The sequence below is a fragment of the Vibrio sp. Vb2960 genome (assembly GCF_033337665.1).
In the GTDB taxonomy this organism is placed as follows: Bacteria; Pseudomonadota; Gammaproteobacteria; order Enterobacterales; family Vibrionaceae; genus Vibrio; species Vibrio alginolyticus.
Window position 1 is genome coordinate 189,996 of sequence record NZ_JAWORD010000006.1, and the last position, 21,942, is coordinate 211,937.

Sequence of the window (21,942 nt, forward strand, 5' to 3'; positions counted from 1 at the left end):
AGTGCTTTGTTTGCTTATTTTGAAGCTAATCGTCTTTAGTGAAAGCATCTTCACTGAAGTGATCGAGGTCGTACGGTGTTTGCTGATAAACACAGTAGTTCAGCCAGTTTAAAAAGAGGAGGTGTCCATGGCTTCTCCAGCTTGCAATTGGTGGGTTATCTGGGTTGTTGTTTGGGTAATAGTTGACAGGAATAGCGGGCTCCATACCTTCGCTTAAATCTCGGATATATTCATTATGTAAGGTGTGAGAATCATACTCAGGGTGTCCTGTGACAAAGACATTGCGTTTGTCTTTTGTGGTGGCCAAGTACACACCTGCGACATCCGATGTCGCTAAAATGTCTAAGTCAGTATGCTCTTCTAGAAAGTGAGGCGAAAAATCTGCGTAACGCGAGTGAGGAGCCAAAAACGTGTCATCAAATCCGCGTAAGATAGGGTGAAACTGATGATGGATTTGATGATGATAAACACCTGAAAGTTTTTCTTTACGCGTTTTTTTAGGTAGATCGTAGAGTAGCTTTAACCCTGCTTGCGCAGCCCAGCAAACATAAAGAGTAGATGTCACATGATCTTTTGCCCACTCCATGATGGTTTTGAGATGATCCCAATAAATGACATCTTCAAATTGCACCAAACCTAATGGAGCTCCAGTAATGATCATGCCATCGAAGTTTTTATCTCTCACCATTTCAAATTGGCGATAAAACGTGTCTAAATGTTCAGTTGGCGTATTTTTACTCGGGCGGTTATCAATGCGCAGTAATTCGACGTTAACCTGTAGTGGGCTGTTTGAGAGTAGACGCAGAAACTGAGTTTCAGTCTCTATTTTTTTTGGCATCAGATTAAGGATCAGCACTCTTAAAGGACGTATTTCCTGACTCGCTGCACGCGTTTCACTCATCACGAAGATGTTTTCTGTCCTTAATACATCGGTAGCTGGTAATTGATCTGGAATTCTAATTGGCACGACTTTCTCTCCCTAAGTATAGTCAATCTAGACGTCTATACTTCTAAAGCTAACTTAATTAAGTTTAGATGTCGATACGAAATCCGACTTTTCAATCTACTCTTTACATTATGGTAAACCGTACTCGGGGTTGTCACACAATTGTGACTAAAGCAGAGTTTCTGATGAGATAGGTTTGAAACGCAGTGTGTACTATTTGCTGGTAATTATGCGATCACGTTAATATGTGAAGGTGACTTCGTAGTAAGGAAGTCTCAAATTAATGAGCCATACTAAAAACAATCAGCTCACCATTTTGCATTAATGTGCATATTTGGAAACATCGTCAGTGGAGGACATTATGTTCGGTATTTTCAAGAGAAAGACAAAGATTCAGAGCATAGCTCAAGAAGTTCCTTGCGTGCTACTGCATTCGTTTGGTGATAAAGACATTTATACGCCGGAAGAGATTGATCAAGCTCTTCAAAAGCTGGGTTATGATAAGAGCAAGGATATCAGTCATTATCAGTATGCGTATGGAATGTTTGCCGATGAAGCCTCTTACGAGCTCCTAGAACTAACGGATGAGCTAGGTAATTATGGTCATTTCCAACGTGAAGTAGGTAAGATGCTACTCAATACACCTGAGCCGATTGATATGCATATCTACTTTGAAATTTCTCGTCAGCACCAAAACGTCAGCCTTTCACCTGGTCATCAAAAAGTAAGCGAAAGTGATGGTGTGTAAACATCGTTAGTGGTATTCCATCGTGAGATGAGTTGGGTATAATGCGCGGCCTAATTATCCGGACATGTTGTCGGTTACATTTCTGTTGAGCGTTAATGCCTTATGTTCAAAATGCTTGTCTCTATGCCACCAATGTTGGCGCTGTCGATCGCGATTGTATGTGAAGTGATTGCCACTTCTTATATTCCTAAAACAGAGCAATTTACGAAAGTAATGCCGAGCACAGTCGTTTTGATTGGTTACGGCATCGCTTTCTTCTTGCTTTCCGTCACAGTGCAAACAATGCCTGTTGGGGTTGTTTATGCCATATGGAGTGGTGCTGGGATCGTTTTGGTTGCGACGGTTGGTTACTTTGTTTACGGACAGCGTCTAGACTTACCAGCCCTAGTTGGTATTGGGTTTATCATCGCTGGTGTGTTGATCGTAAATTTATTATCCAAAACAGTAGGGCACGAATAACGCCACTCTACTTGTTAAGTGAATAAGAAGCCGCAGCGAGAAATTGCTGCGGCTTTTTAGTGCAAATTCAATCGCTAATGGCGAGTATTGATATGACGTCTTATTGTTGTATTCATCACGGTCGCATTATGTGATTGAAAAATAGACATTATTTAGCGCATTGAAAATACAAAGTTATGTTTCTTCAAACTTTAGGAAAGGGCAGTAGATAAATCACTCCGATAGATGTTAACGTGGCGACTCATCTTTACTGCTTTTTCATTCCCTACATATTTCTGCAAAGTTCTTATTGTGTAGTGTGTCGAAGAACCATAGAATCCGCGCGCTTTAATTTATGTTATTAGCGTTATCAATGATAAAAGTGCAGTCCATTATCATTGTTTTTATCACTTATAGATGGGCACATCTGACAATACTTACATGAACAAATACAAAAAGCCTGCATTCAAGGCCGAATTTCTTTTGCCTCGTTACTGGGGAACGTTAATTATCATTAGCGTGATGTACTTACTTAGCCTCCTTCCTTTTAAAGTTCAACTAGCTTTGGGACGCAACATTGGTCGTTTAGCTATGCGACTCATGAGAAAACGTCAAGTTACGATCAGACGCAATCTTGAGCTTTGCTTCCCTCATATGGAAGAATGCCAACGCGAAGCAATTCTAAAAGACAACATCGACAATACTGGCATCGCACTTTTTGAGACCGCAATGGCATGGTTTTGGTCAGATAAACGGGTAAACAAACACGTCACGATAAAAGGCATGGAGCATCTAGAGGCTTTAGAGAAGTCAGGCAAAGGTGCATTAATGTTGGCCGTACACTCAATGAATCTAGAGTTAGGTGCTCGAGCTTTTGGCATTAAAAAGTCTGGAACCGGTGTTTATCGCCCAAACAATAATCCGTGCTTTGATTATTTTCAGTATAAGGGACGCTCTCGCTCTAATCGTACACTGATTGATCGTAAAAACGTCAAAGCCATGCTTGAAGCACTTAAAACGGGTGAGCGGGTTTGGTATGCACCGGACCACGATTATGGTAACCGACGCTCGACATTTGCACCGTTATTTGCCGTTAAAAATGCTTGTACTACGACAGGCACAAGTTTGTTGGTTGATTCTACAGATTGCGCCATTGTGCCTTTTACGATGGTAAGAGGAAAAGACGGACACTATACCCTAACCATTAGTGCGCCCGTCGAAGGTTTCCCGAAAGAGGATCATCAACGTGCCGCCGCATTCGTGAATCAAATAGTTGAAACATCAATCATGGCAAGTCCGAGCCAGTATATGTGGCTTCATCGTCGGTTTAAAACTAGACCAGAGGGTGAGGACTGTTTGTACAAGCCTAGGCTCATCCCTAGCTTGGCATAACACATAGAGAGCCTACAAAAAGCCCAAGGAACATAAGAACCTTGGGCTTTTACTTTCTATTCTTTTCGCTTTATAAGTAGCGATCTTTTAGGTGAGCTTGAAAGTGTTTAGCATTCAGTGTTTCACCCGTGGCTTGTTTTACCAACTCATCAGTGGTGAATAAGCTACCTTTACTCCAGATGTTTTCCGAGAGCCAATTGAATATCGGAGCTAAGTCGCCAGAACGAATAACCGCATCTACATCGACGGTTTGTTTCATTGCTGCCATAAATTGTGCAGCGTACATCGCACCGAGCGTGTAGGACGGGAAATAGCCAAAACTTCCGTCTGTCCAATGGATATCTTGCATACAGCCATTTTTGAAGTTTCCTTCGGTTGATAGCCCCAAGTACGCTTTCATCTTTTCGTTCCAGAGTTCTGGTACATCTGTATGTTTGATGACGCCGTTCATGAGATCTCGCTCAATTTCATATCGAAGAATAACGTGAGCAGGATATGTTAGTTCGTCAGCATCTACGCGAATAAAGCCTTTTTCTACGCGAGTGTAAATTTTGGCTAAATTGTCTTTTTCGAATTCACTACCAGAAAAATGGTTAGAAGCCAGTCGAGCGAGGTGATCGATAAACGCGCTGCTTCGTCCTATTTGCATTTCAAAGAAGAGTGATTGTGATTCATGAATACCCATAGAGCGAGCTTCTCCCGCGGGTGTTCCTGATAAATCTTTTGGTAGCCCTTGCTCGTATCGAGCATGGCCAGTTTCGTGGACAATCCCCATCAATGATTGGACAAACTCGTTTTCATTATAACGTGTCGTAATACGCACATCTGTCGGTACACCGCCACAAAATGGGTGGGTACTCTCATCAAGTCGACCGTGTTCAAAATCGAATTGAAGTAGCTTCATGACTTCCAAACCGAGCGCTTTTTGCTTTTCCGCAGGGTAGTGTGCAGTTGGCAATAAGATGTTGTCTGATTGTTGTTTTTCAAGCGCTTCATCGATCAAAGTAGGAAGCCAGGTTTTCACGTCAGCAAAAAGAATGTCTAACGACGCAGACGTTGTGCCAGGTTCATAAACATCGAGCATGGCATCATAAGGAGTCGTGCCATTTGCTTCGGCTCTAATTTGCGCTTCTTCCTGCGATAGCTTTACTACTTCAGCCCAGTTCTTTTCAAAACCAGCCCAGTCATTTTCTCCACGTTGCGTACGCCATGCATGTTCACATTTGGAGCCAGCAAGAGATTGAGCTTGAACTAATGATTCTGGTAGTAAGTTAGCTTGCTGCCACCCACGCTTCATTTCTCTTAGGATAGATTTTTCTTTTGTAGACAGCGTCTCTTCTTCTGCCTGAGCGAAAAGCTCTCCCAAGTGCGGTTGAGTCATTAAAGAATGGATATGTACATCGAGCTCTGCCGTGGCATTCGATCGTGCTTCAGCGCCACCAGGTGGCATGACCGCTGCTTGATCCCAATCTATGATGGCAGATAGATGCTCAAAATTTGCCACTTTTTTGGAATGTTCAACGAGTTTTGTAAATGCGTTCATGTGACTACTCTTATTCTTTTGTTCTTTCCCTAAACACCCGATAACGGGTCCTTCATATGGTGTTGCACTAAGCAACCTACGTTAATTTATTAATAATTAACTCCAACCCATTGTCCATAAACTCACCCAGTTGTATAGCTCTCTTAAAAAAGAAGCTTGCGAATCTTGTGGATTGGCGGTATTGATGAAGGATTGACAATTAATTATCACGATAATATGGATATTTTGAATTTCGAGGCATTTATTATTGCCATTACGATTTTAACGTTAACGCCAGGTTTAGATACTGCACTTGTTATCCGTAACACTAGCCGCTCGGGCCTAAAAGATGGATGTACAACCAGTCTAGGGATTTGCTTTGGCTTATTCGTACATGCTTTTTTTTCTGCGGTTGGTATCTCGGCGATTCTTGCGCAATCAGCAGAGTTGTTCCAAATCGTAAAAATGATTGGCGCGGCTTATCTTATCTGGCTTGGTTTGAGCAGTTTAAAAGCGCTAATGTCGTCGAAAGATGGATTGACCGTGACCGAGCAGATTCACGAAGTGTTTAATGGTAAGCGCTCTTTTAGAGAGGGCTTTCTTTCTAACGTCTTGAACCCGAAAACGGCGGTCTTCTATTTGGCTTTCTTGCCACAGTTTGTGAATCCAGAAGGTTCACCCTTGCTTCAATCAATGATGATGGCATCTGTACACTTTGCTATTGCGATGGTTTGGCAGTGTGGTTTAGCTGGCGCGCTTAACTCGGCTAAAAATCTACTAAAGAATGCAAGCTTTATGAAGTGGATGGAAGGCGCGACGGGCGCAGTATTAGTCGCACTTGGTGTGAAGTTATTAATTGAAAAACCCGTTTAATGCTTAATATTTATCGATTGTTGATACTACTCGCTGTATTTATTGTGGGGATAGGTGCCGCTGTTGCTTGGCATACGTGGCCACAAGTACAGTTTGCGCAACGCGGCATGATCTGGTCTTGGCACTGGGGCTACTTCGAGCCTTTTGCTAATGGAATACAACAAACGCGAACTCAAGATACTAAACAGTTATTGCTCAGGCGTGTGTATTTGCATGACGCTATTGTCGTTTTTGTTTCGACAACTATGGACAATAAATTTGAGGTTGACGTTGTAAAAGAGCAAACCTGTGAACCTAAAACGACGACTTGGGCTTCGGTCTCTGTCAATCATCAACGTGTTAGGCATGTACCTATGGTGTGCGATGCGTTTGGGCAAGGCTACTTTTATCGCTACATCGGGAAACATCTGGAATCGATTGAAGTGGGTGTCGGCGACTCTTTTGTAACAGAAGCATTTTTAGACTGGCCGCTATCAGAGTTGAAAGCGGATCAATTCAAGCAAAAAAATGCGAAGTTTTTTGAAGAACGTGGAGAAAACGTTGAGCATCAATGGTTGAGAGATTAACCATTTAACCGAAGATAAATAAAGCCCGCTAAATAATAGCGGGCTTTGTGTTTTACCATTTCTAATGTGTCTTGCTCTCTGTGACTGACAGTTTGTGACCGCAAACCTGCCGTTTCACTAAGCTTTCACTGCTTCAACTTTACCTGATTGCGATGTTGAGCTAAAGAACAGTTTGGTTTCTGCCAGTACGACGTGACGCAGTGCGATCAAACCAATTAGGTTAGGAATTGCCATCAGACCGTTTACGATATCAGCCAGTAGCCAAATCATATCGAGGTGAAGGAATGCACCAGATGCCACCAAGCCGACGAAAATCAGTTTGTATGGAAGCACAGCTTTAGTTCCGAACAGGAACACAACGCAACGCTCACCGTAGTAGTTCCAACCAAGAATGGTGGTAAAAGCGAAGAACATCAAACCGATTGAGACGAGCATAGGACCAAATGTATCTGCATTTAAACCCACCGCAAAAGCATGAGTCGTCATCGCGGCACCTGCAAAGTCACTTTGCCATGCACCAGTCAGGATTAGAGCAAGGCCTGTCATGGTACAAATAATGATGGTATCGAAAAAGGTACCCGTCATTGAAATTAGGCCTTGTTTAACACAAGAGTCTGTCTTCGCTGCTGCTGCTGCCATAGGCGCGCTACCCAAACCAGATTCATTTGAGAACACACCGCGAGCGATACCTGATTGGATTGCCAGCATGATGCTTGCACCTAAAAAACCACCCGTCGCTGCTGTTGATGTAAAGGCTGAAACCAGCACTAATTCAACGGCATTGAACAATTGGTCTGCATTCATGATGATCACGCTTAAACACGCCAACACATAAAATACAGCCATGGTAGGAACCACTTTTCCTGCAACGTTAGCAATGGATTTGATGCCACCCAAAGTTACGAAAGCAACCAAAAGAGTTAGTACAAAGGCAGATAGCTCACGGTTAACACCAAGAGATATCTCACTTGCATCCAGAATCGCGTTTACTTGTGGAAACGTACCGATACCAAAACAAGCAACACCCAAAGCAAACACTGCAAACATGATCGCGAGAGCTTTTGAGCCAACACCGTATTGCAAGTAATACATTGGGCCACCAATCATTTGGCCTTTATCATCGACTCTTCGGTACTTAACCGCCAACAAACATTCGGCGTATTTAGTCGCCATTCCGAAAAGGGCAGCGAGCCACATCCAGAATAGAGCGCCTGGTCCACCGAGTTTGATTGCTGTGGCAACACCAACAATGTTACCAGTACCAATTGTTGCTGAGAGTGCAGTACAAAGAGCTGCAAAGCTAGAAACGTCACCTTGAGTATTAGATGACTTATCTTTACTGAATACCATCGCTAGCGCTGTTGGGAGGTGTTTAAACTGGATCAAGCCAAGGCTAAAAGTGAAGTAAACACCTGTACCCACTAGCAAAATAAGCAGCGGTGGACCCCAGACAAAATTATCGATGGTTTGTAGTAAAGATTGTAGGTTGTTCATGATTTCCCCTTAATAAAACAACTAATAAGGAGAAGAGGGAAAGGACGAGATCAACGATCTCTAAAAGAACTAAGCTATTGGTTGTAGGCGGGAAGGCCAAGCAAAATAGTTAGGTTGTAACTTTCCACTCCTCTGTCCTTTTGCCTGAGAGTTTCACCTTGCGTGAGTGCAAGACTTGCTCCTTCGGCGACCGATTTAACGGTTCTCTCCAGAGGTTCCTCCAACTACAGTCCCCGCTACCTAGGTAGCACCTGAAATAGTTAATTCTTCGGCGAGTTATGCTAATCAAATGTTAAAATTTGATTAATAACCACTCTCCTGCAGTCTTCATCGGAACAATTACTCAATTAAATGAGTAAAGGTTAGTTAATGATGCTGGTCATCATTAACCTGTGAACTCTATCATGTTTTTGGTCCATTTCAACACCCTATGTCAATTTATTTTCAATGAAATAACCTCATCAATTTTCATGAAGGTATGTTTGCCAATCTTTTTGTGCGAGTCACGGCATAAATAAAATTTATTGGGTTAGGGAATGGAACCCAAAAACACTTCAGAACGATAAATGTGTTTCGATCGTTACGACATAAGTTATTCAATTAAGGACACAAAATTGATTAAAATCGGAGCACTTATTTTAAAATCTACGCTAAGTTGACCTTATGGTACGTATAAATGGGTTACAATGAATCTTTGTGAAACAGTCTACGGACCTAGGCAGTTTTTCATGAGTGGACAAGGAGGCGGTATGACCAGATTATTAGCCATTGCGGTGTTGATTGCAGTAGCATTTGTGCTGTTTCGTTATCGAACCAATGAAAAAGTCCAAAAAGCGACCGTTATAACATTAATTGGCGCATTTCTGATTTATACAGCATCAATTATGTTTGCGGAATTGATCCGCTAGCAAAGTAAAAGAGTCCTTGGAGTAGTATACGGTGAGTTCTCAGAACAAAATGGAAGAGCAAGACGACGTAGTTGTCATTGAAGAGCGTGACAAACGTACGCATATCTATATCGCAATCGCTGCGGTGTTAGGCTTGGCATTTGGTGGCCTTGTTGGATCGGTTGTCACTGCGAACAAGTGGGAATCGACTTACCACGTATTAGAAGAAAAGTATCAAGCACTAACGCAAGATAAAACCCAGTTGGCATCTCAAGTAAAAGTGCGTGAAGAGGCGCTTGACCAAGAAATACAAAACCAAGTTAGTGAGTTACTTGCCGCGAAAGACGAAGCGCACCAGAAAGCACTTAAGAAGTTGCAAAAGCAATTGACTGAGGTCGAGAAGGTCAACTTGTCACTAGAGTCTCAATTGAAGCAGCAGGCAGATAAGATCAACACGACGAAGTCAGAAAATGAGAAGCTGAGTCGTCAAGCGGATATGCAAGCGACTATGTTTGAGCGGTCCCGCGAAGTATTCCAGAAAGAGCTAAAAATTTCGCAAGAATTAGAGTCTCTCGAGAAAGAACGGTCGAAATTATTACCTAAGATTGAGAAACTCAAGAAAGAGTGTGACGTATTTTTAGAAGGCAAATCTTGGGACGTGAAGTCGGACGCGTGTGATAAACATGACGAAGCTAATTCACGACTAAGTCAGGTCGATCAAATGATTGAAGTCTATAAAATGGACCTCAAACAAATCAAAGCAATAACGGAAGATATCGGCCTTTAAGTCTTTTGTATCCGGTTTTTGAAAAGCAAAAGGAGCTCTTTAAGAGCTCCTTTTTCGTTGTTAGCTATGACTTTTAGCCTGTCGCGTATATTAGATTCGTGAGGCGTCATAGCCTGAGGCGAGCAGGAGCTCTCGTTCGTGTTTAATCAGCTGAGCTCGATCTTCAATTAGTTCATTGAGTGCTTGAGATGGCTTACCTGCTAATGCTTTGAACGAAGCAAAAGATTCCGCGGTGTCGATTTTATCAATCATCTGACTGATGACATTACGAGCCTCACACGGGTTACTCGTCGTTGTAAAGTATTCTACTTGCTTTGCTGCCGATTTCATCTCAGTTAATAGCTCAAGCGGGCTACTTTCTTTGGCTACTGCCATGTAGTTATCCAGCACGCGCTTTGCATAAAGCAGTTCTTTGAGGGGGATATCTCTTCCGCTCTCGATTAGGGATTCGCTAAGGATCATACTTGAGCTCATGGGCATTCCTTCTTATTACTACGCCGCTTTTAATGTTTCCTTGAGTCTAATTTATTGAAGTCACATTGGGAATGGGTAAAAAGCATTTTTAACGCATTTTTATTCATTTATGAAAACACGAATGCGATGCTTATCTGGATCGATAGCCATAAAATTTAACCCATACACTGATGTCGCTGGTGGTTGAACAAACTCAACACCTAGGTCTTTCCAGCGCTTGTAAATGCGCTCTAACGTATGCCTGTTGGGCACTGATAAAGACAGCTCGGTGCCACCACCTCTAATTCCGCTGTGGGGTGAAAGATTATCTCTTTGCTTGAGTGTCAACGTTAAGCCTTCGGTCATTGGAATAGCGGCAAAGGTTGGAGACAACTGCGTGACTTTGCGTTCGAACAGTTTCGAATAAAAAACTTGGCTTATGTGGATGTCCTCAACGTAGAGAACGAATGAATTGATAGTCAGCATGGTTTGTTCCTTAATCAATTAGAAATAGTAGGGGCAATCTAACGTAAAGGAACGACAGGAGTTGTCAGCAGAACATTCCCGAGGTGAGTGACAGAATAAGAAAAAGGAGCCGTTTAGCTCCTTTTTATCAGCGGAATCATTGGTATTAATGAGTGTGTTTGGAAGAATACCAGTTGTTTTGATACGCTTTAGATGCAAATAATGCGTTTGCTTTTGCACGCTCGATAATAGACTCGTCCACCTCTAGCGGCTTCATGGTTTGGTCTTTAAAGTCGTACGCCAGGGTCGATATCTTTTCACCAGGGGAAAGCACAACTAGATTGTCGCGCGTTAAATAACCAAAGTTTTTGTCGTATTGCATCATTGCGCGCTCATCTTCGCGAGCTAGTGGCTTCGTTAAATCACGACCAATCATCGGTGTTTTAGCATCTACCCCAATTAGAGATAACAGTGTAGGCGGCATGTCGATGTTGTTTGCTATGCGGTCATCTTTACGTGGTTGAATGCCTTTACCAAGGATCAATGCTGGAATGTGAAAGTGCTTAACCGGAACAAGGTTAGCGCCAGAAACACGTGCATCATGATCTGCAATTACAATGAAAATGGTATCATCCCAATAAGATGACTTTTTCGCCTTTTCAAAGAAAGTGCCCAAAGCGTAATCGGAATATTTTACGGCGTTGTTACGCGTCATATGTTCTGAATCGTATGGCTCAATTTTGCCTTTCGGATACTCATAAGGGCTATGATTACTTGACGTAAAAACTAAGCTAAAGAAAGGTTTGTCGCTTTTTGAAAGGCGTTCAAACTCTTCGTTTGCTTTGTTATATAGATCTTCATCACTAACACCCCAAGAGCCAACAAAGCTTGGGTTGTTATAATCATCTTCTTCTACTATTTGATCAAAACCGTTACCAAAGAAGAAAGTTTTCATGTTGTCAAAGTTGGCTTCACCGCCGTAAATAAATTGCGTGTGATAGCCTTGAGCTTTCAGTAAGTCCGCGATGGTAAAGAAACCCGTTTGGCTTTTACTCAGCTTCACTACCGCGCGAGATGGAGATGGAGGAAAGCCCGTGGTTACGGCTTCAATTCCACGAACAGAACGAGTACCAGTGGCGTACATTTGTGTGAACTGCCAACCTTCCTTCATGAGTTCATCAAGGTTTGGTGTTAGAGGCAAACCACCCAAAGCACCGACAAATTGGGCGCCTAAGCTTTCTTGTAGCAAAATCACTAAGTTTTTATGTTTACCTTGGTAAGTCGCGGGGTTACTGTTCATGGTTGGGAGTAATGAAGGGGTGAAGTCGGACTTTGTTGATGAAGTGCGAACTAATTCCAACATCTTTTGAGTGTCCATTTTTCCGTAGAACTGCTCCGCGCTCTTTTCTGACTTCATGCTATTAACCGCAAACAACAATGAGTAAGATGAGTTCAGTGCTAAGTCGTTAAGCAGTGGATCGTTAGAAAAGGCGACCATAGCAGGATTTAGCGGGCGGTGCCCTAAAGATGAGCGAGCACCTGCAACCCCAAAAAGAACAACGAAAAGTGCCAATAGTGGTCGCCATTTCCAGTTGACCTGCTGCGCCTTATCGGTCAGTTTCTTACTCCACTTCCAACCTAAAGTGATGGTTAAAACTGTACCTAACGCACCAATAAACAGTTCTAATTTGTAGCCAGTCCAGAGCATACTCAAGACTTCTTTTGGGTAGATTAAATATTCCACAAACAGGCGGTTTGGACGTAGGTCGTATTCCTGAATGAATGGCGCTGTTGCTAGCTCCATGTATACAAGCACCCAAAGCCCTAAAACCATCCATATGCGTAATATTCGCTTCCAACACTCTCCCATCTTACCGGTTAATGGCATGAAGGTTGAAAGCAGTGCTGGAAGAATAAATAACCAGCAAAGCGTTGCAATATCTACGCGCAAACCTTGACCTAGGATGTAAATTAAGTCGTTTAGAGAGTCAATACGGTCAATCTGCCAAAAGGCTAGCAAAACTCTTGAGATAGACAGAAATAGAAGCGAAAACAAAGAAAAGGCAGCAATTGGCTGCAAAGGCCCCCACACAGAGCTCTTTGATAATTTTTTCATATTTATTCGAATAGTTTAATTGTTATGTTGTGTTGTTTTTAGCAAAGCAAGCGTGAAATAAACGTGAATTATAATGTGGGTTTATGGTCGAGTAGTGTAAGTGTTGGTATGTCTATGTAAGGGGGAGGGGCGTTTGTGTAAAAAAAAAGAGCCAGTTGATAACACCAACTGGCTCTAGAGGTTGATAAAGGCATGATTACATTGCGGCTTTCTTCGCTTCTTCGACCCATGCGTCGAACTTTTTCTGGTTCGCTTTGATCCAGCCATTTACATGAGACTCGATGTCCGCTGAGCTGTTCTTACCTTGGCTCATCATCATATTCTGCGCACTAACATCATTGATATTTAGTTTGATGATTTCAAATAGCTTCGCAGCAGCAGGGTTTTTTTCCGTAAACTCTTTATTGGCAACGATGCGCATAGAGTTCATCTCGAAGCCGTAGTTCTTACCGTTCTCTAGTGTCGTATCAATGTCCTTACGCTCACCAGGAAGTGAAGAGAATGGCACTTCTAACCACACAACATCTTTCCCTGGAACTAAAACGCCACTTACCCAGTACGGTGTCCAAGTGTAGTAAAGAATCGGATCGCCTTTTTTGTAACGTGAGATCGTATCAGCGATAATCGCTGCGTAGTTACCTTGGTTGTGTGTTACTGTGTCACGGAGTTTGAAAGCATCCAACTGATGTTCAACAACCATTTCACAACCCCAACCTGGGTTACAACCAGTTAAGTCCGCTTTGCCATCGCCGTTTGCATCGAATAGCTTCGCCAATTTTGGATCTTTTAACTGACCAATGTTCGTGATGTTATATTTTTCCGCGGTTTTCTTATCGATCAAATAACCTTGCGCAGCACCACTTACGTATTGGCCTTTACGGAAGAACTTATCATCACCGCCAGACATCGTGTACTTATCGGCGTGAAGAGGGAACCAACCAACCGCTAAGAAAGTAGCATCACCTTTAGCAATAGAGGTGTAGCCTACGTTGTAGTCCACTTCTTTGGTCGGTTTAACATCGTAACCAAGCTCTTCAAGTGCGCGGTTTACGATCAACGTTTGAAATGTTTCTTCTGCAACGGTTGATTGAACAGGCTGAACAGTGACACCTTCACCCGGTAATTCACTTGCCACACCATAAGTTGAAAATGCGATAGTACTTAGAGCTCCAACAGAGAGCGCTTTCTTCCATGAATTATTCATTGATGTTTCTCCTAAGTTTTAGATCGTCTTGGTTCGTCTTTGTTTTCAGTTTTAATAGGTATGAAACAGGACCTGTGTGATACCAGCGAAGTTTAGTGTTGCCCGCATTAACCCCTAACACCTGGGTGATACGGTCTAACAAAATTGCAAGAATAACGATGCCTAAGCCACCAACGGCAGCAAGACCCATATCAAGTCGGCCAATACCACGAAGTACCATTTGGCCTAAGCCGCCAACAGCAATCATTGAAGCAATCACTACCATAGAAAGTGACAGCATTAAGGTTTGGTTTACACCTGCCATGATGGTTGGTAACGCCAACGGTAACTGGATGCGATAAAGCATCTGTTTTTTGTTTGCCCCGAAAGAGTGGCCAGCTTCGATAAGCTCTTCAGGTACTTGCTGAATACCCAAAATAGTCAGGCGCACAACGGGAGGCAGGGCGAAAATGATCGTTACTACTACGCCAGGAACGTTACCAATACCAAACAACATAACAATTGGTACAAGGTAAACGAACGCGGGAGTCGTTTGCATTGCATCTAATATTGGCCTAACAAATTTGGCAGCGGTTTGGCTCCTTGCCAACCATATCCCCATTGGTAGCCCTATAAGCAAACAGAAGAAAACGGCGGTTAACACCAGTGCTAGCGTTGTCATCGCTTGTGACCACGCACCAATTAGGCCAATGAAAACAAGGGATACAAGAGTAGAAAAACCAAGTTTTACATTGGAAAACTGCCACGCTAGCAAAAATAAAATGAGTACCATTATAGGCGCAGGTGTAGACACCAAAGCAGTTTCAAACGACGTTAGAATAAAGTCGATTGGAACTCGTATTGCTTGGAAAACAGGTCGACCATGTTCCACCAGCCAGTTCAAACCGGACTCTACCCAGCTATCGAGGGGTAAAACCGCATCTTGGAATGGGTTCATAATATCGAATGGCGCTTGCTCTACAGTTTCTGAGTTGAGCCAATCATTACTTGGTGCGGCCTCTGTAACTTGCGACCAAGGATCATCTTGCGCAGGAGCAGTATTTGACCAGGGATCATTGTTAGTTTGCTCTGAAGACATCGTGTTAATCCTTATCTAGTGTTTGTAGAAGACGTGATTTAGTCACGACACCAAAGTAAGTTCCTTTCTCATCTACGACAGGCACGGCATAAGGAACACCAGCAACCAGACCCAAAATGTCATTAATTGACTGATCAGGCTGAAGAGTAACTTCATCCGGTAATTGAGCACTGGCTAACGAACGGTTTTCTTTATGAGCCAAACGCAGTGAATCAAGAGATACGATGCCGGAATATCGGCTAGATTTATCGACGACAATGCCGTAATCACGGTCGTGATCCATCAGAATCTGCATCGCAGAGCCTGGACCGTCATTTTCCGATTTCTTAAAAACAGCCGCTGGCTTCTTGCGCGCGATATCTTTTGCTGTCAAGACACTTGCGATGTTTACGCCGCGGAAAAACGCTTCGACATAATCATTTGCTGGACTGTGTAATATTTCATCAGGTGTACCAACCTGAACAACCTCACCGTTTTGCATGATGGCGATACGGTCGCCAATGCGCATTGCTTCATCCAAATCATGAGAAATGAAGACAATTGTGCGTTTGTCATCGTTCTGTAGACGAATAAGCTCATCTTGCATCTCAGAACGGATCAATGGGTCTAAAGCGGAAAACGCCTCGTCCATTAATAGGATGTCAGGATCACAGGCTAACGCCCTCGCCAAACCAACGCGCTGTTTCATACCACCGGATAATTCGTCAGGGAAAGATTCTGCATAAGGGTCTAAACCCACTCTTTCTAAGGCGGAAAGGGCACTTTTCTGACGCTCATTAACATCGATGCCGGCAAGTTCTAAACCAAAGGCGGCATTTTCAATCACCGTCATGTGTGGCATGAGTGCGAAACTTTGAAACACCATTGAGATATTATTACGACGAACTTCTCGAAGTTCATTTTCGGAGATGTGGGCGATATCTCTTCCTTTGAGATAAACACTGCCTTTAGTCGGCTCAATGAGCCGGTTAAGAAGTCGAACAAGGGTGGATTTCCCGGAGCCAGAAAGGCCCATGATTACGAAAATTTCCCCTTCATTTATGGTGAGAGATACATCGTTTACGCCGACTGTTAAACCTGTCTGTTCAAAAATACCGTCTTTATCGACGCCTTTGTCGATAAGCGAGAAGGCTCTCTCTGGGTCTTCTCCAAACACTTTATACAGTCCCTTAACTTCCAGTATGGGATCCATGTTATCTGTCCTTTTTCGTGTGTTTATAACTGTTTAACGATTTGTACTCTAATTAATTTTAGTTCAACTTTCAACGAAAGGGGGTTGGTTAACTAGTTCTGCCGTGCATAGAGAATTCGTTGAGCAAGGTATGTTCAATTCTTATTTTTTATATTTAAAACAATTGCTTGTGATATGTTTTTATCCGCCATAACGTTGCCCTGACGTAGGGTTGAATTTATTTTGAATTTTTTTGTACATTTCAACTCAACTCGCTTGCATAGATATAAGCTGTGATAGCTTAGAGCTCTACATATAAAAAGGTTAGAGCTCTAATTTTTGGTTAAGGCTTGGTCCTGTGAAATCGGTTAGGTACTGTTATCCTTAGATTTATTTATTGCTTGATTTCACTCAGGGTGATATTTATCGCTGTAGTTTAGGCAGCGTATGGAATAAAAAATGGAAGCCGAACAGTTAGAAGTGCTCAATTTCATTAGCCAGTACCCACCTTTTGATGACCTACCTGAAGAGCAGCTTAGAAAAATTGCTCTCAATGCCGAGGTTGCATACTTTCGGCAAGGAACAAAAATCCTTAACTTCGGAGATACGATCCGCGACTTGTATATGGTGAGAAGTGGGGCGGTAGAGATTTATCGACGTAAAGGTGAACTTTACAACAGGATTGATGCTGGTGGACTGTTTGGTCAGATGGGGTTGTTGATGAACAACCGCGTACGTATGCCAGCCAAAGCGATAGAAGACACTCTCGTTTACTGTATTCCGGAAAACATCTTCAATGAACTTTGTGATGAGTTTGAAAACTTTGCGGACTACATGGAACTGGAAGATAGCGCGCGTTTGCGAAGCGCAATATCTAGCCGCTCCGAAAGCAATGACTTTACCACCGCTAAGGCACGTAAAATCTTAGCAAGAGATCCAGTAACTCTGGAGGCAACGGCTTCAATTCAGGAAGCTGCGATACTAATGGCAGAGGAAAATGTCACCTCTCTGCTCATTATTCGCCCGACAGAGGAGCTCACAGAAGAAGATGATGAACAGCTGCTTGGAATATTGACTGATCGCGATCTTTGCATTCGCGTACTAGCTCAAGGTATTGATACCAATATTCCAGTGAGTGAGGTCATGAGTTATGACGTGGTTTCATTGGATTATAACGCCTATGTGTTTGAGGCCATGTTAACCATGTTGCGTTACAACGTGCATCATTTACCAATTTTAAAAGATAAAAAGCCGATAGGAATTATTGGCATGACGGACATCGTTCGTTACGAATCTCAGAACAGCCTATTGCTAGTGAGCTCTATTTTTCAGCAAACCAGTGTCGAGGATCTCAAGCAGGTTTCTGAACAAGTAAAAGACTGTTTCGTAAGAATGGTCAATGAAGATGCCAACGCGCACATGATTGGTCGAGCCATGTCGGTTATAGGCAGTAGTTTCAAACAACGCCTCGCTGAATTAGCTGAGCAAGAGTTCGGCCCAGCGCCCATTCCTTATTGTTTAGTCGCAATGGGTTCAATGGCGAGGGATGAGCAGTTAATTGTAACAGATCAAGATAACGCCCTTATTCTCGATAACAGTTATGACGTTGAGATTCACGGAGAGTACTTTGAAAAGTTTGCTAAATTTGTTTGTGATGGTTTAGCGGCATGCGGCTATGCTTATTGTACTGGAGACATTATGGCTACCAACCCAGAATGGCGAAAAACTCGTGCAGAATGGGAGGAATGCTTTGGAAACTGGATAGACAATCCAACCCCTGAGAGATTGTTAAATAGTAATATCTTTTTTGATCTCCTCGGTGTTCATGGGCGAGTGAAATGGGCGGAGCAATTAAGCAGCTTTATTGTGAGACGAGCGAAAAGAAATAACCGCTTTCTTGCTTGTATGGCGTATAACGCAATACGTAGGACGCCTCCACTGGGCTTTTTCAAAGACTTTGTGATGGAGAAAGATGGTCGTCATCGCAACTCGATTAACTTGAAGCGAAGGGGGACGGCTCCGTTGGCCGATTTAATACGGGTGCATTCTTTGGCAATCGGTTCGCGATCGCAAAACTCTTTCGACCGTTTAGATGACATTAATGATGCTGGCATTTTACCGAAAGGTCGAGGTTTGGATTTAAGGGATGCGATGGAGCTAATCTACATGGTTCGAATTCGTCACCAAGCCCTTGATATAGAAAATGGAGAAGAGCCAGACAACAATATTGAGCCGGAGAACATGTCTGAATTTGAACGTCGAAACTTAAAAGCAGCATTTCAAATTCTAAGTAACGCACAGAACTTCATTAAGTTTCGATACCAGAGAAGTAGCAAATGATGTGGTTCTCAAAAAAGGCAGAAAAAGAACATCCCTTGTTGGATACATCCCAGACGCCAGAGTGGTCAATGTTGTTCAAGCAACTCGCTAAAGAAGCGAAAGACGAGAGGCTCAAACGCTATTATTCGACACCGATGGTTAATGGGGAAACACCAATTGAACAAGTGCCATTTGTCTCGGTAGACTTTGAGACAACAGGATTGAACTCGGAAGAGGATGTCATTCTCACGATCGGACTTGTCCCGTTTACTATTGATCGTGTTCAATGTAATGGCTCTGCTCATTGGGTCGTTAACCCAAACAGAGAGTTAAACCACGAGTCTGTCATTATTCACGGTATCACTGACTCTGAGGTTAAAAACGCGCCGCAGCTGTCTCAGATCTTGGGTGAAATATTGGATGCGTTGTCAGGCAAAGTGGTACTCGTTCACTATAAGAACATTGAAAGGCAGTTCTTTAATAACGCCTTGCTAAATAGCATCGGAGAGGGGATACAGTTTCCTGTTGTTGATACGTTAGATATTGAGTATGCGATACAACGCCGTGAATGCAGAGGTTTTATCAATAAGTTGAAAGGCAAGAAACCCGGTTCTGTACGATTAGGGCACGCTCGTGAAAGATATGGCCTCCCTGCTTATCAACCTCACCATGCCCTGACGGATGCGTTAGCAACTGCGGAGCTGTTTCAAGCGCAACTGCAGTATCACTTTAATCGAAACATCCCAATATCTTCGGTTTGGCAATAGGCGTTATTTATGGTGAAAACAATAAAATGCAATGAGAGATAGGGGGCTTTAAGATTATGATGGCGGATTGAGTAACCGCTTATAAGAACAATGTTTTATGAACATGTGCTTGGTAGTGATGAAGACGTTTCATTACTCGAACTCCGACGAAAGTAATTTAAACTTGGTCACGTATTTTTAAGGAGATTATCCGTGAGCACCGATAATAACGGTGGCATTCAACGCCCCGATGGAAAAGTAAACGCAATAGATACTGACTATCAAATTGGTCAGGATAACGTTGCGCTAAAGGTAGGCCCATTTGGCCTTGATATTCACAACCGTGTTTTTGCAATTTCTGGCTTAGCAATCGTCATGTTTGTTGTGATAACACTATTATTCCGAGAACAGGTAGAGCCGTTTTTTGCAGACCTACGAGCGGGTTTGTTACACAATTTAGACTGGTTTTTTCTCGCTTCAGGTAATATTTTTGTCATTGTCTGTGTCGGATTGATCTTCACACCATTGGGCCGTGTGCGAATCGGTGGTACTGAAGCAACACCGGATTACTCCTATGCCGGATGGTTGGCAATGCTATTTGCTGCAGGTATGGGCATTGGTCTCGTATTCTTCGGTGTATCAGAACCGATGTCCCATTTTAGTTCTGCGATTGGTGGCGTGAGCGTTGAGAATGGTGTACGTACTGACTGGGCACCGCTAGGTGGTGCAGAGGGCGATGCAACTGCAGCTTCGGCATTAGGGATGGCTGCGACGATTTACCACTGGGCACTTCATCCGTGGTCAATATACGCGCTCTTGGCTCTTGGACTGGCTATCTTTTCATTTAACAAAGGTTTGCCACTCACCATGCGCTCAATTTTTTACCCTTTGTTTGGTGAGCGTGTATGGGGTTGGACTGGTCATATTATCGATATTCTTGCAGTGGTAGCGACGGTTTTTGGTTTAGCAACATCGCTAGGCTACGGTGCATCTCAAGCCGCAACGGGTTTGAACTTCCTGTTTGATGTCCCAATGACCAATACCACGCAGGTTATATTGATTATTGGTATTACTGCGCTCGCTTTAATCTCTGTTGTGGCTGGACTCGATAAGGGCGTGAAAATCTTATCTGAAATCAACATGGGTCTTGCAGCACTGCTATTGCTATTTGTTATTGTTGTTGGCCCGACGATTGCGATTTTAACTGGTTTCTTCGAGAACATCGTTTCCTATGTGGCTAATATCCCTGCCTTATCTATGCCATTTGGACGAGAGGATGTGAATTACTCTCAAGGCTGGACGGCGTTTTACTGGGCGTGGTGGATTTCTTGGTCACCATTTGTGGGTATGTTCATCGCACGTGTGTCTCGCGGTCGTTCAGTTCGTGAGTTTATTATTTGCGTTATTCTTATCCCATCTTCAGTTTGTGTGTTATGGATGACGGCTTTTGGCGGTAACGCAATTAGCCAATACGTTAATGATGGCTACGAGGCGGTGTTTAACGCAGAACTACCTTTAAAACTTTTTGCCATGTTAGATGTTATGCCATTGGCTGAGATAACATCTTTTGTCGGCATTATCTTAGTCGTGGTGTTCTTCATTACCTCTTCTGACTCAGGATCACTGGTTATTGATACTATTGCTGCGGGCGGTAAGGTCGATGCACCAACGCCACAACGCGTGTTCTGGTGTACGTTTGAAGGTTTGGTTGCGATTGCATTGATGTTGGGTGGTGGTCTAGCTGCTGCTCAAGCAATGGCGGTGACGACTGGTTTACCATTTACTATTGTTTTGCTTGTTGCAACGGTATCTTTGATAAAAGGTTTGATGGATGAACCTCGTCCAAAGGCGGTTTCTAAGAAATCAAAATAACTAGTATCAGCAGTTAAATTATTGATAAAAGCGGTATGCGAAAGCATGCCGCTTTTTTTTTTGGATTTCTATTTTTTTCTGAGAAATGAACAGCATGGAAAATGGTCTTATTCTGGTTGTTTTTTGTACTGCGCATTTAGGTGACTATTTAATAAATTAGACCTCAAACTATTTTAACTTTTGGTTAATAGGTTTATTTTTGTGATGCAAATCACAAAAATACCGATAAAAAGGCGGATTATTTGATTTTTAGTCGCGAGGGATGCCCATAATAAAAAGGAAATTTAATTAGACCTCAAAGGATATGTATTTTCACATGATCACATCAGCACCTTGGGTCCTTTATCCAGAGATTGGAGAAGACTCAAGTAAAAAATGGATTTTTCGTGAGCCTAAAATCTCTGATGGTGACGACATTTACAGCTTGATTGCAGACTGTCCTCCATTGGACATGAACTCATCTTATTGCAATTTCCTACAGTCTACGCATTTCAGCAAAACCAGTATTTTGGTTGAGCAAAAAGGCGAAATCGCAGGTTTCATTTCCGGTTATCAGAAACCAGACGAGCAAGACGTTTTATTTGTCTGGCAAGTTGCAGTCTCACCTCGCTTTAGAGGTCATGGTTTAGCATTCCGCATGTTGAAAGAACTTCTCACCCGAGAGGAATTAGGCGGTGTTAAATCGGTAGAAACTACCATCACGGAAGATAATAAAGCCTCTTGGGCACTGTTCAAAAAGTTAGATGCGATGAACGGCAATTCTGGCCAAGTAAGCACATTTTTGGATGAAGAAGCCCACTTTAAAGGCAAACACGATACAGAATATTTGTATCGCATTCCTCTCAAATAATCCTCAAACAATAGG

The 21,942-nt window shown here is 42.9% G+C and carries 20 protein-coding genes and 1 riboswitch; of the genes, 11 read left to right on the forward strand and 9 right to left on the reverse strand.

The genetic code is table 11. The features are described 5' to 3' along the window. Positions 1-25: 25 nt before the first annotated feature. Complete coding sequence (gene metA / locus R7O03_RS07405) at positions 26-967, reverse strand: homoserine O-acetyltransferase MetA (RefSeq protein WP_005377792.1); 942 nt, start codon at positions 965-967, stop codon at positions 26-28. A 340-nt stretch (positions 968-1,307) separates the two neighbouring features. Here metA and R7O03_RS07410 point away from each other — a divergent pair, with 340 nt between their 5' ends. The 3 genes from R7O03_RS07410 to R7O03_RS07420 all read left to right on the forward strand — a co-directional run bounded on the left by R7O03_RS07410 (position 1,308) and on the right by R7O03_RS07420 (position 3,524). Next, a complete protein-coding gene (locus R7O03_RS07410; protein WP_005377791.1) occupies positions 1,308-1,694 on the forward strand; it encodes a DUF6559 family protein in 387 nt (128 codons plus the stop codon). Between the two features lie 123 nt (positions 1,695-1,817). Then, positions 1,818-2,153, forward strand: a complete 336-nt coding sequence (locus R7O03_RS07415) for a DMT family transporter (RefSeq protein WP_069593657.1) — start codon at positions 1,818-1,820, stop codon at positions 2,151-2,153. Between the two features lie 420 nt (positions 2,154-2,573). After that, positions 2,574-3,524 carry an LpxL/LpxP family Kdo(2)-lipid IV(A) lauroyl/palmitoleoyl acyltransferase gene (locus R7O03_RS07420; protein ID WP_064369089.1) on the forward strand — a complete coding sequence of 317 codons (951 nt, stop codon included), beginning with the start codon at positions 2,574-2,576 and terminating at the stop codon, positions 3,522-3,524. A 70-nt stretch (positions 3,525-3,594) separates the two neighbouring features. On the opposite strand, the gene R7O03_RS07425 is transcribed toward R7O03_RS07420, so the two are convergent. Then, positions 3,595-5,067 (reverse strand): carboxypeptidase M32, encoded by a 1,473-nt coding sequence (locus R7O03_RS07425; protein ID WP_005377788.1) that lies wholly within the window; start codon positions 5,065-5,067, stop codon positions 3,595-3,597. 216 nt (positions 5,068-5,283) lie between these two features. On the opposite strand from R7O03_RS07425, the gene R7O03_RS07430 reads away from it, so the two are divergent. Beyond that, on the forward strand, positions 5,284-5,919 hold the full coding sequence (locus R7O03_RS07430; RefSeq protein ID WP_017820932.1) for a LysE family translocator: 636 nt from the start codon (positions 5,284-5,286) through the stop codon (positions 5,917-5,919). After that, positions 5,919-6,485 (forward strand): threonine transporter RhtB, encoded by a 567-nt coding sequence (locus R7O03_RS07435; protein ID WP_158156301.1) that lies wholly within the window; start codon positions 5,919-5,921, stop codon positions 6,483-6,485. The genes R7O03_RS07430 and R7O03_RS07435 overlap by 1 nt, the downstream gene beginning before the upstream one ends. Positions 6,486-6,602: 117 nt before the next feature. On the opposite strand, the gene R7O03_RS07440 is transcribed toward R7O03_RS07435, so the two are convergent. Then, the gene (locus R7O03_RS07440) at positions 6,603-7,979 is read right to left on the reverse strand and encodes an alanine/glycine:cation symporter family protein (protein WP_104975278.1); all 1,377 of its coding nucleotides are present in this window, start codon (positions 7,977-7,979) and stop codon (positions 6,603-6,605) included. A 122-nt stretch (positions 7,980-8,101) separates the two neighbouring features. Beyond that, a riboswitch (glycine riboswitch) is annotated at positions 8,102-8,201 on the reverse strand. A 527-nt stretch (positions 8,202-8,728) separates the two neighbouring features. On the opposite strand from R7O03_RS07440, the gene R7O03_RS07445 reads away from it, so the two are divergent. Together R7O03_RS07445 and R7O03_RS07450 are read left to right on the forward strand one after the other, a co-directional pair. Next, on the forward strand, positions 8,729-8,887 hold the full coding sequence (locus tag R7O03_RS07445; RefSeq protein WP_005377784.1) for a hypothetical protein: 159 nt from the start codon (positions 8,729-8,731) through the stop codon (positions 8,885-8,887). Positions 8,888-8,918: 31 nt separating this feature from the next. Beyond that, entirely contained in the window at positions 8,919-9,653 is a 735-nt protein-coding gene (locus tag R7O03_RS07450) for a chromosome segregation ATPase (RefSeq protein WP_017820934.1), read from the forward strand. Between the two features lie 90 nt (positions 9,654-9,743). On the opposite strand, the gene R7O03_RS07455 is transcribed toward R7O03_RS07450, so the two are convergent. From R7O03_RS07455 to proV, 6 genes are all read right to left on the reverse strand, one after another. Then, on the reverse strand, positions 9,744-10,127 hold the full coding sequence (locus R7O03_RS07455; RefSeq protein ID WP_005377782.1) for a hypothetical protein: 384 nt from the start codon (positions 10,125-10,127) through the stop codon (positions 9,744-9,746). A gap of 99 nt (positions 10,128-10,226) precedes the next feature. Next, a complete protein-coding gene (locus tag R7O03_RS07460) occupies positions 10,227-10,592 on the reverse strand; it encodes a VOC family protein (protein WP_017820936.1) in 366 nt (121 codons plus the stop codon). A gap of 145 nt (positions 10,593-10,737) precedes the next feature. After that, positions 10,738-12,687, reverse strand: a complete 1,950-nt coding sequence (locus R7O03_RS07465) for an LTA synthase family protein (protein WP_318131626.1) — start codon at positions 12,685-12,687, stop codon at positions 10,738-10,740. A 196-nt stretch (positions 12,688-12,883) separates the two neighbouring features. Further along, complete coding sequence (gene proX / locus R7O03_RS07470) at positions 12,884-13,891, reverse strand: glycine betaine/L-proline ABC transporter substrate-binding protein ProX (protein WP_054865582.1); 1,008 nt, start codon at positions 13,889-13,891, stop codon at positions 12,884-12,886. Continuing rightward, a complete protein-coding gene (gene proW, locus R7O03_RS07475) occupies positions 13,884-14,969 on the reverse strand; it encodes a glycine betaine/L-proline ABC transporter permease ProW (RefSeq protein WP_318131627.1) in 1,086 nt (361 codons plus the stop codon). Before proW ends, proX begins: the two co-directional genes overlap by 8 nt. Before the next feature lie 4 nt (positions 14,970-14,973). After that, positions 14,974-16,161, reverse strand: coding sequence for a glycine betaine/L-proline ABC transporter ATP-binding protein ProV (gene proV / locus R7O03_RS07480; protein WP_005377777.1), 1,188 nt, complete (start codon positions 16,159-16,161; stop codon positions 14,974-14,976). Positions 16,162-16,599: 438 nt separating this feature from the next. Between proV and R7O03_RS07485 the strand changes: the two genes are divergently transcribed. The 4 genes from R7O03_RS07485 (at position 16,600) to ectA (ending at position 21,927) form a co-directional block, all read left to right on the forward strand. Beyond that, positions 16,600-18,480, forward strand: coding sequence for a DUF294 nucleotidyltransferase-like domain-containing protein (locus R7O03_RS07485; protein WP_005377775.1), 1,881 nt, complete (start codon positions 16,600-16,602; stop codon positions 18,478-18,480). Then, positions 18,477-19,226 (forward strand): 3'-5' exonuclease, encoded by a 750-nt coding sequence (locus tag R7O03_RS07490; protein ID WP_318131628.1) that lies wholly within the window; start codon positions 18,477-18,479, stop codon positions 19,224-19,226. The genes R7O03_RS07485 and R7O03_RS07490 overlap by 4 nt, the downstream gene beginning before the upstream one ends. A gap of 192 nt (positions 19,227-19,418) precedes the next feature. After that, positions 19,419-21,077: a BCCT family transporter gene (locus R7O03_RS07495; protein WP_005377772.1), complete on the forward strand. Its 1,659-nt coding sequence runs from the start codon at positions 19,419-19,421 to the stop codon at positions 21,075-21,077. 316 nt (positions 21,078-21,393) lie between these two features. Further along, complete coding sequence (gene ectA / locus R7O03_RS07500; RefSeq protein ID WP_005393379.1) at positions 21,394-21,927, forward strand: diaminobutyrate acetyltransferase; 534 nt, start codon at positions 21,394-21,396, stop codon at positions 21,925-21,927. Positions 21,928-21,942 lie beyond the last annotated feature (15 nt).

Bases quoted from the DNA above. Each gene is read 5' to 3' on its own strand.
- R7O03_RS07410 (WP_005377791.1), top strand. From the start codon at position 1,308: ATGTTCGGTATTTTCAAGAGAAAGACAAAGATTCAGAGCATAGCTCAA.
- R7O03_RS07415 (WP_069593657.1), top strand. From the start codon at position 1,818: ATGCCACCAATGTTGGCGCTGTCGATCGCGATTGTATGTGAAGTGATT.
- R7O03_RS07420 (WP_064369089.1), top strand. From the start codon at position 2,574: ATGAACAAATACAAAAAGCCTGCATTCAAGGCCGAATTTCTTTTGCCT.
- R7O03_RS07425 (WP_005377788.1), bottom strand. From the start codon at position 5,067: ATGAACGCATTTACAAAACTCGTTGAACATTCCAAAAAAGTGGCAAAT.
- R7O03_RS07430 (WP_017820932.1), top strand. From the start codon at position 5,284: ATGGATATTTTGAATTTCGAGGCATTTATTATTGCCATTACGATTTTA.
- R7O03_RS07435 (WP_158156301.1), top strand. From the start codon at position 5,919: ATGCTTAATATTTATCGATTGTTGATACTACTCGCTGTATTTATTGTG.
- R7O03_RS07440 (WP_104975278.1), bottom strand. From the start codon at position 7,979: ATGAACAACCTACAATCTTTACTACAAACCATCGATAATTTTGTCTGG.
- R7O03_RS07445 (WP_005377784.1), top strand. From the start codon at position 8,729: ATGACCAGATTATTAGCCATTGCGGTGTTGATTGCAGTAGCATTTGTG.
- R7O03_RS07455 (WP_005377782.1), bottom strand. From the start codon at position 10,127: ATGAGCTCAAGTATGATCCTTAGCGAATCCCTAATCGAGAGCGGAAGA.
- R7O03_RS07460 (WP_017820936.1), bottom strand. From the start codon at position 10,592: ATGCTGACTATCAATTCATTCGTTCTCTACGTTGAGGACATCCACATA.
- R7O03_RS07465 (WP_318131626.1), bottom strand. From the start codon at position 12,687: ATGAAAAAATTATCAAAGAGCTCTGTGTGGGGGCCTTTGCAGCCAATT.
- proX (WP_054865582.1), bottom strand. From the start codon at position 13,891: ATGAATAATTCATGGAAGAAAGCGCTCTCTGTTGGAGCTCTAAGTACT.
- proW (WP_318131627.1), bottom strand. From the start codon at position 14,969: ATGTCTTCAGAGCAAACTAACAATGATCCCTGGTCAAATACTGCTCCT.
- proV (WP_005377777.1), bottom strand. From the start codon at position 16,161: ATGGATCCCATACTGGAAGTTAAGGGACTGTATAAAGTGTTTGGAGAA.
- R7O03_RS07485 (WP_005377775.1), top strand. From the start codon at position 16,600: ATGGAAGCCGAACAGTTAGAAGTGCTCAATTTCATTAGCCAGTACCCA.
- R7O03_RS07490 (WP_318131628.1), top strand. From the start codon at position 18,477: ATGATGTGGTTCTCAAAAAAGGCAGAAAAAGAACATCCCTTGTTGGAT.
- ectA (WP_005393379.1), top strand. From the start codon at position 21,394: ATGATCACATCAGCACCTTGGGTCCTTTATCCAGAGATTGGAGAAGAC.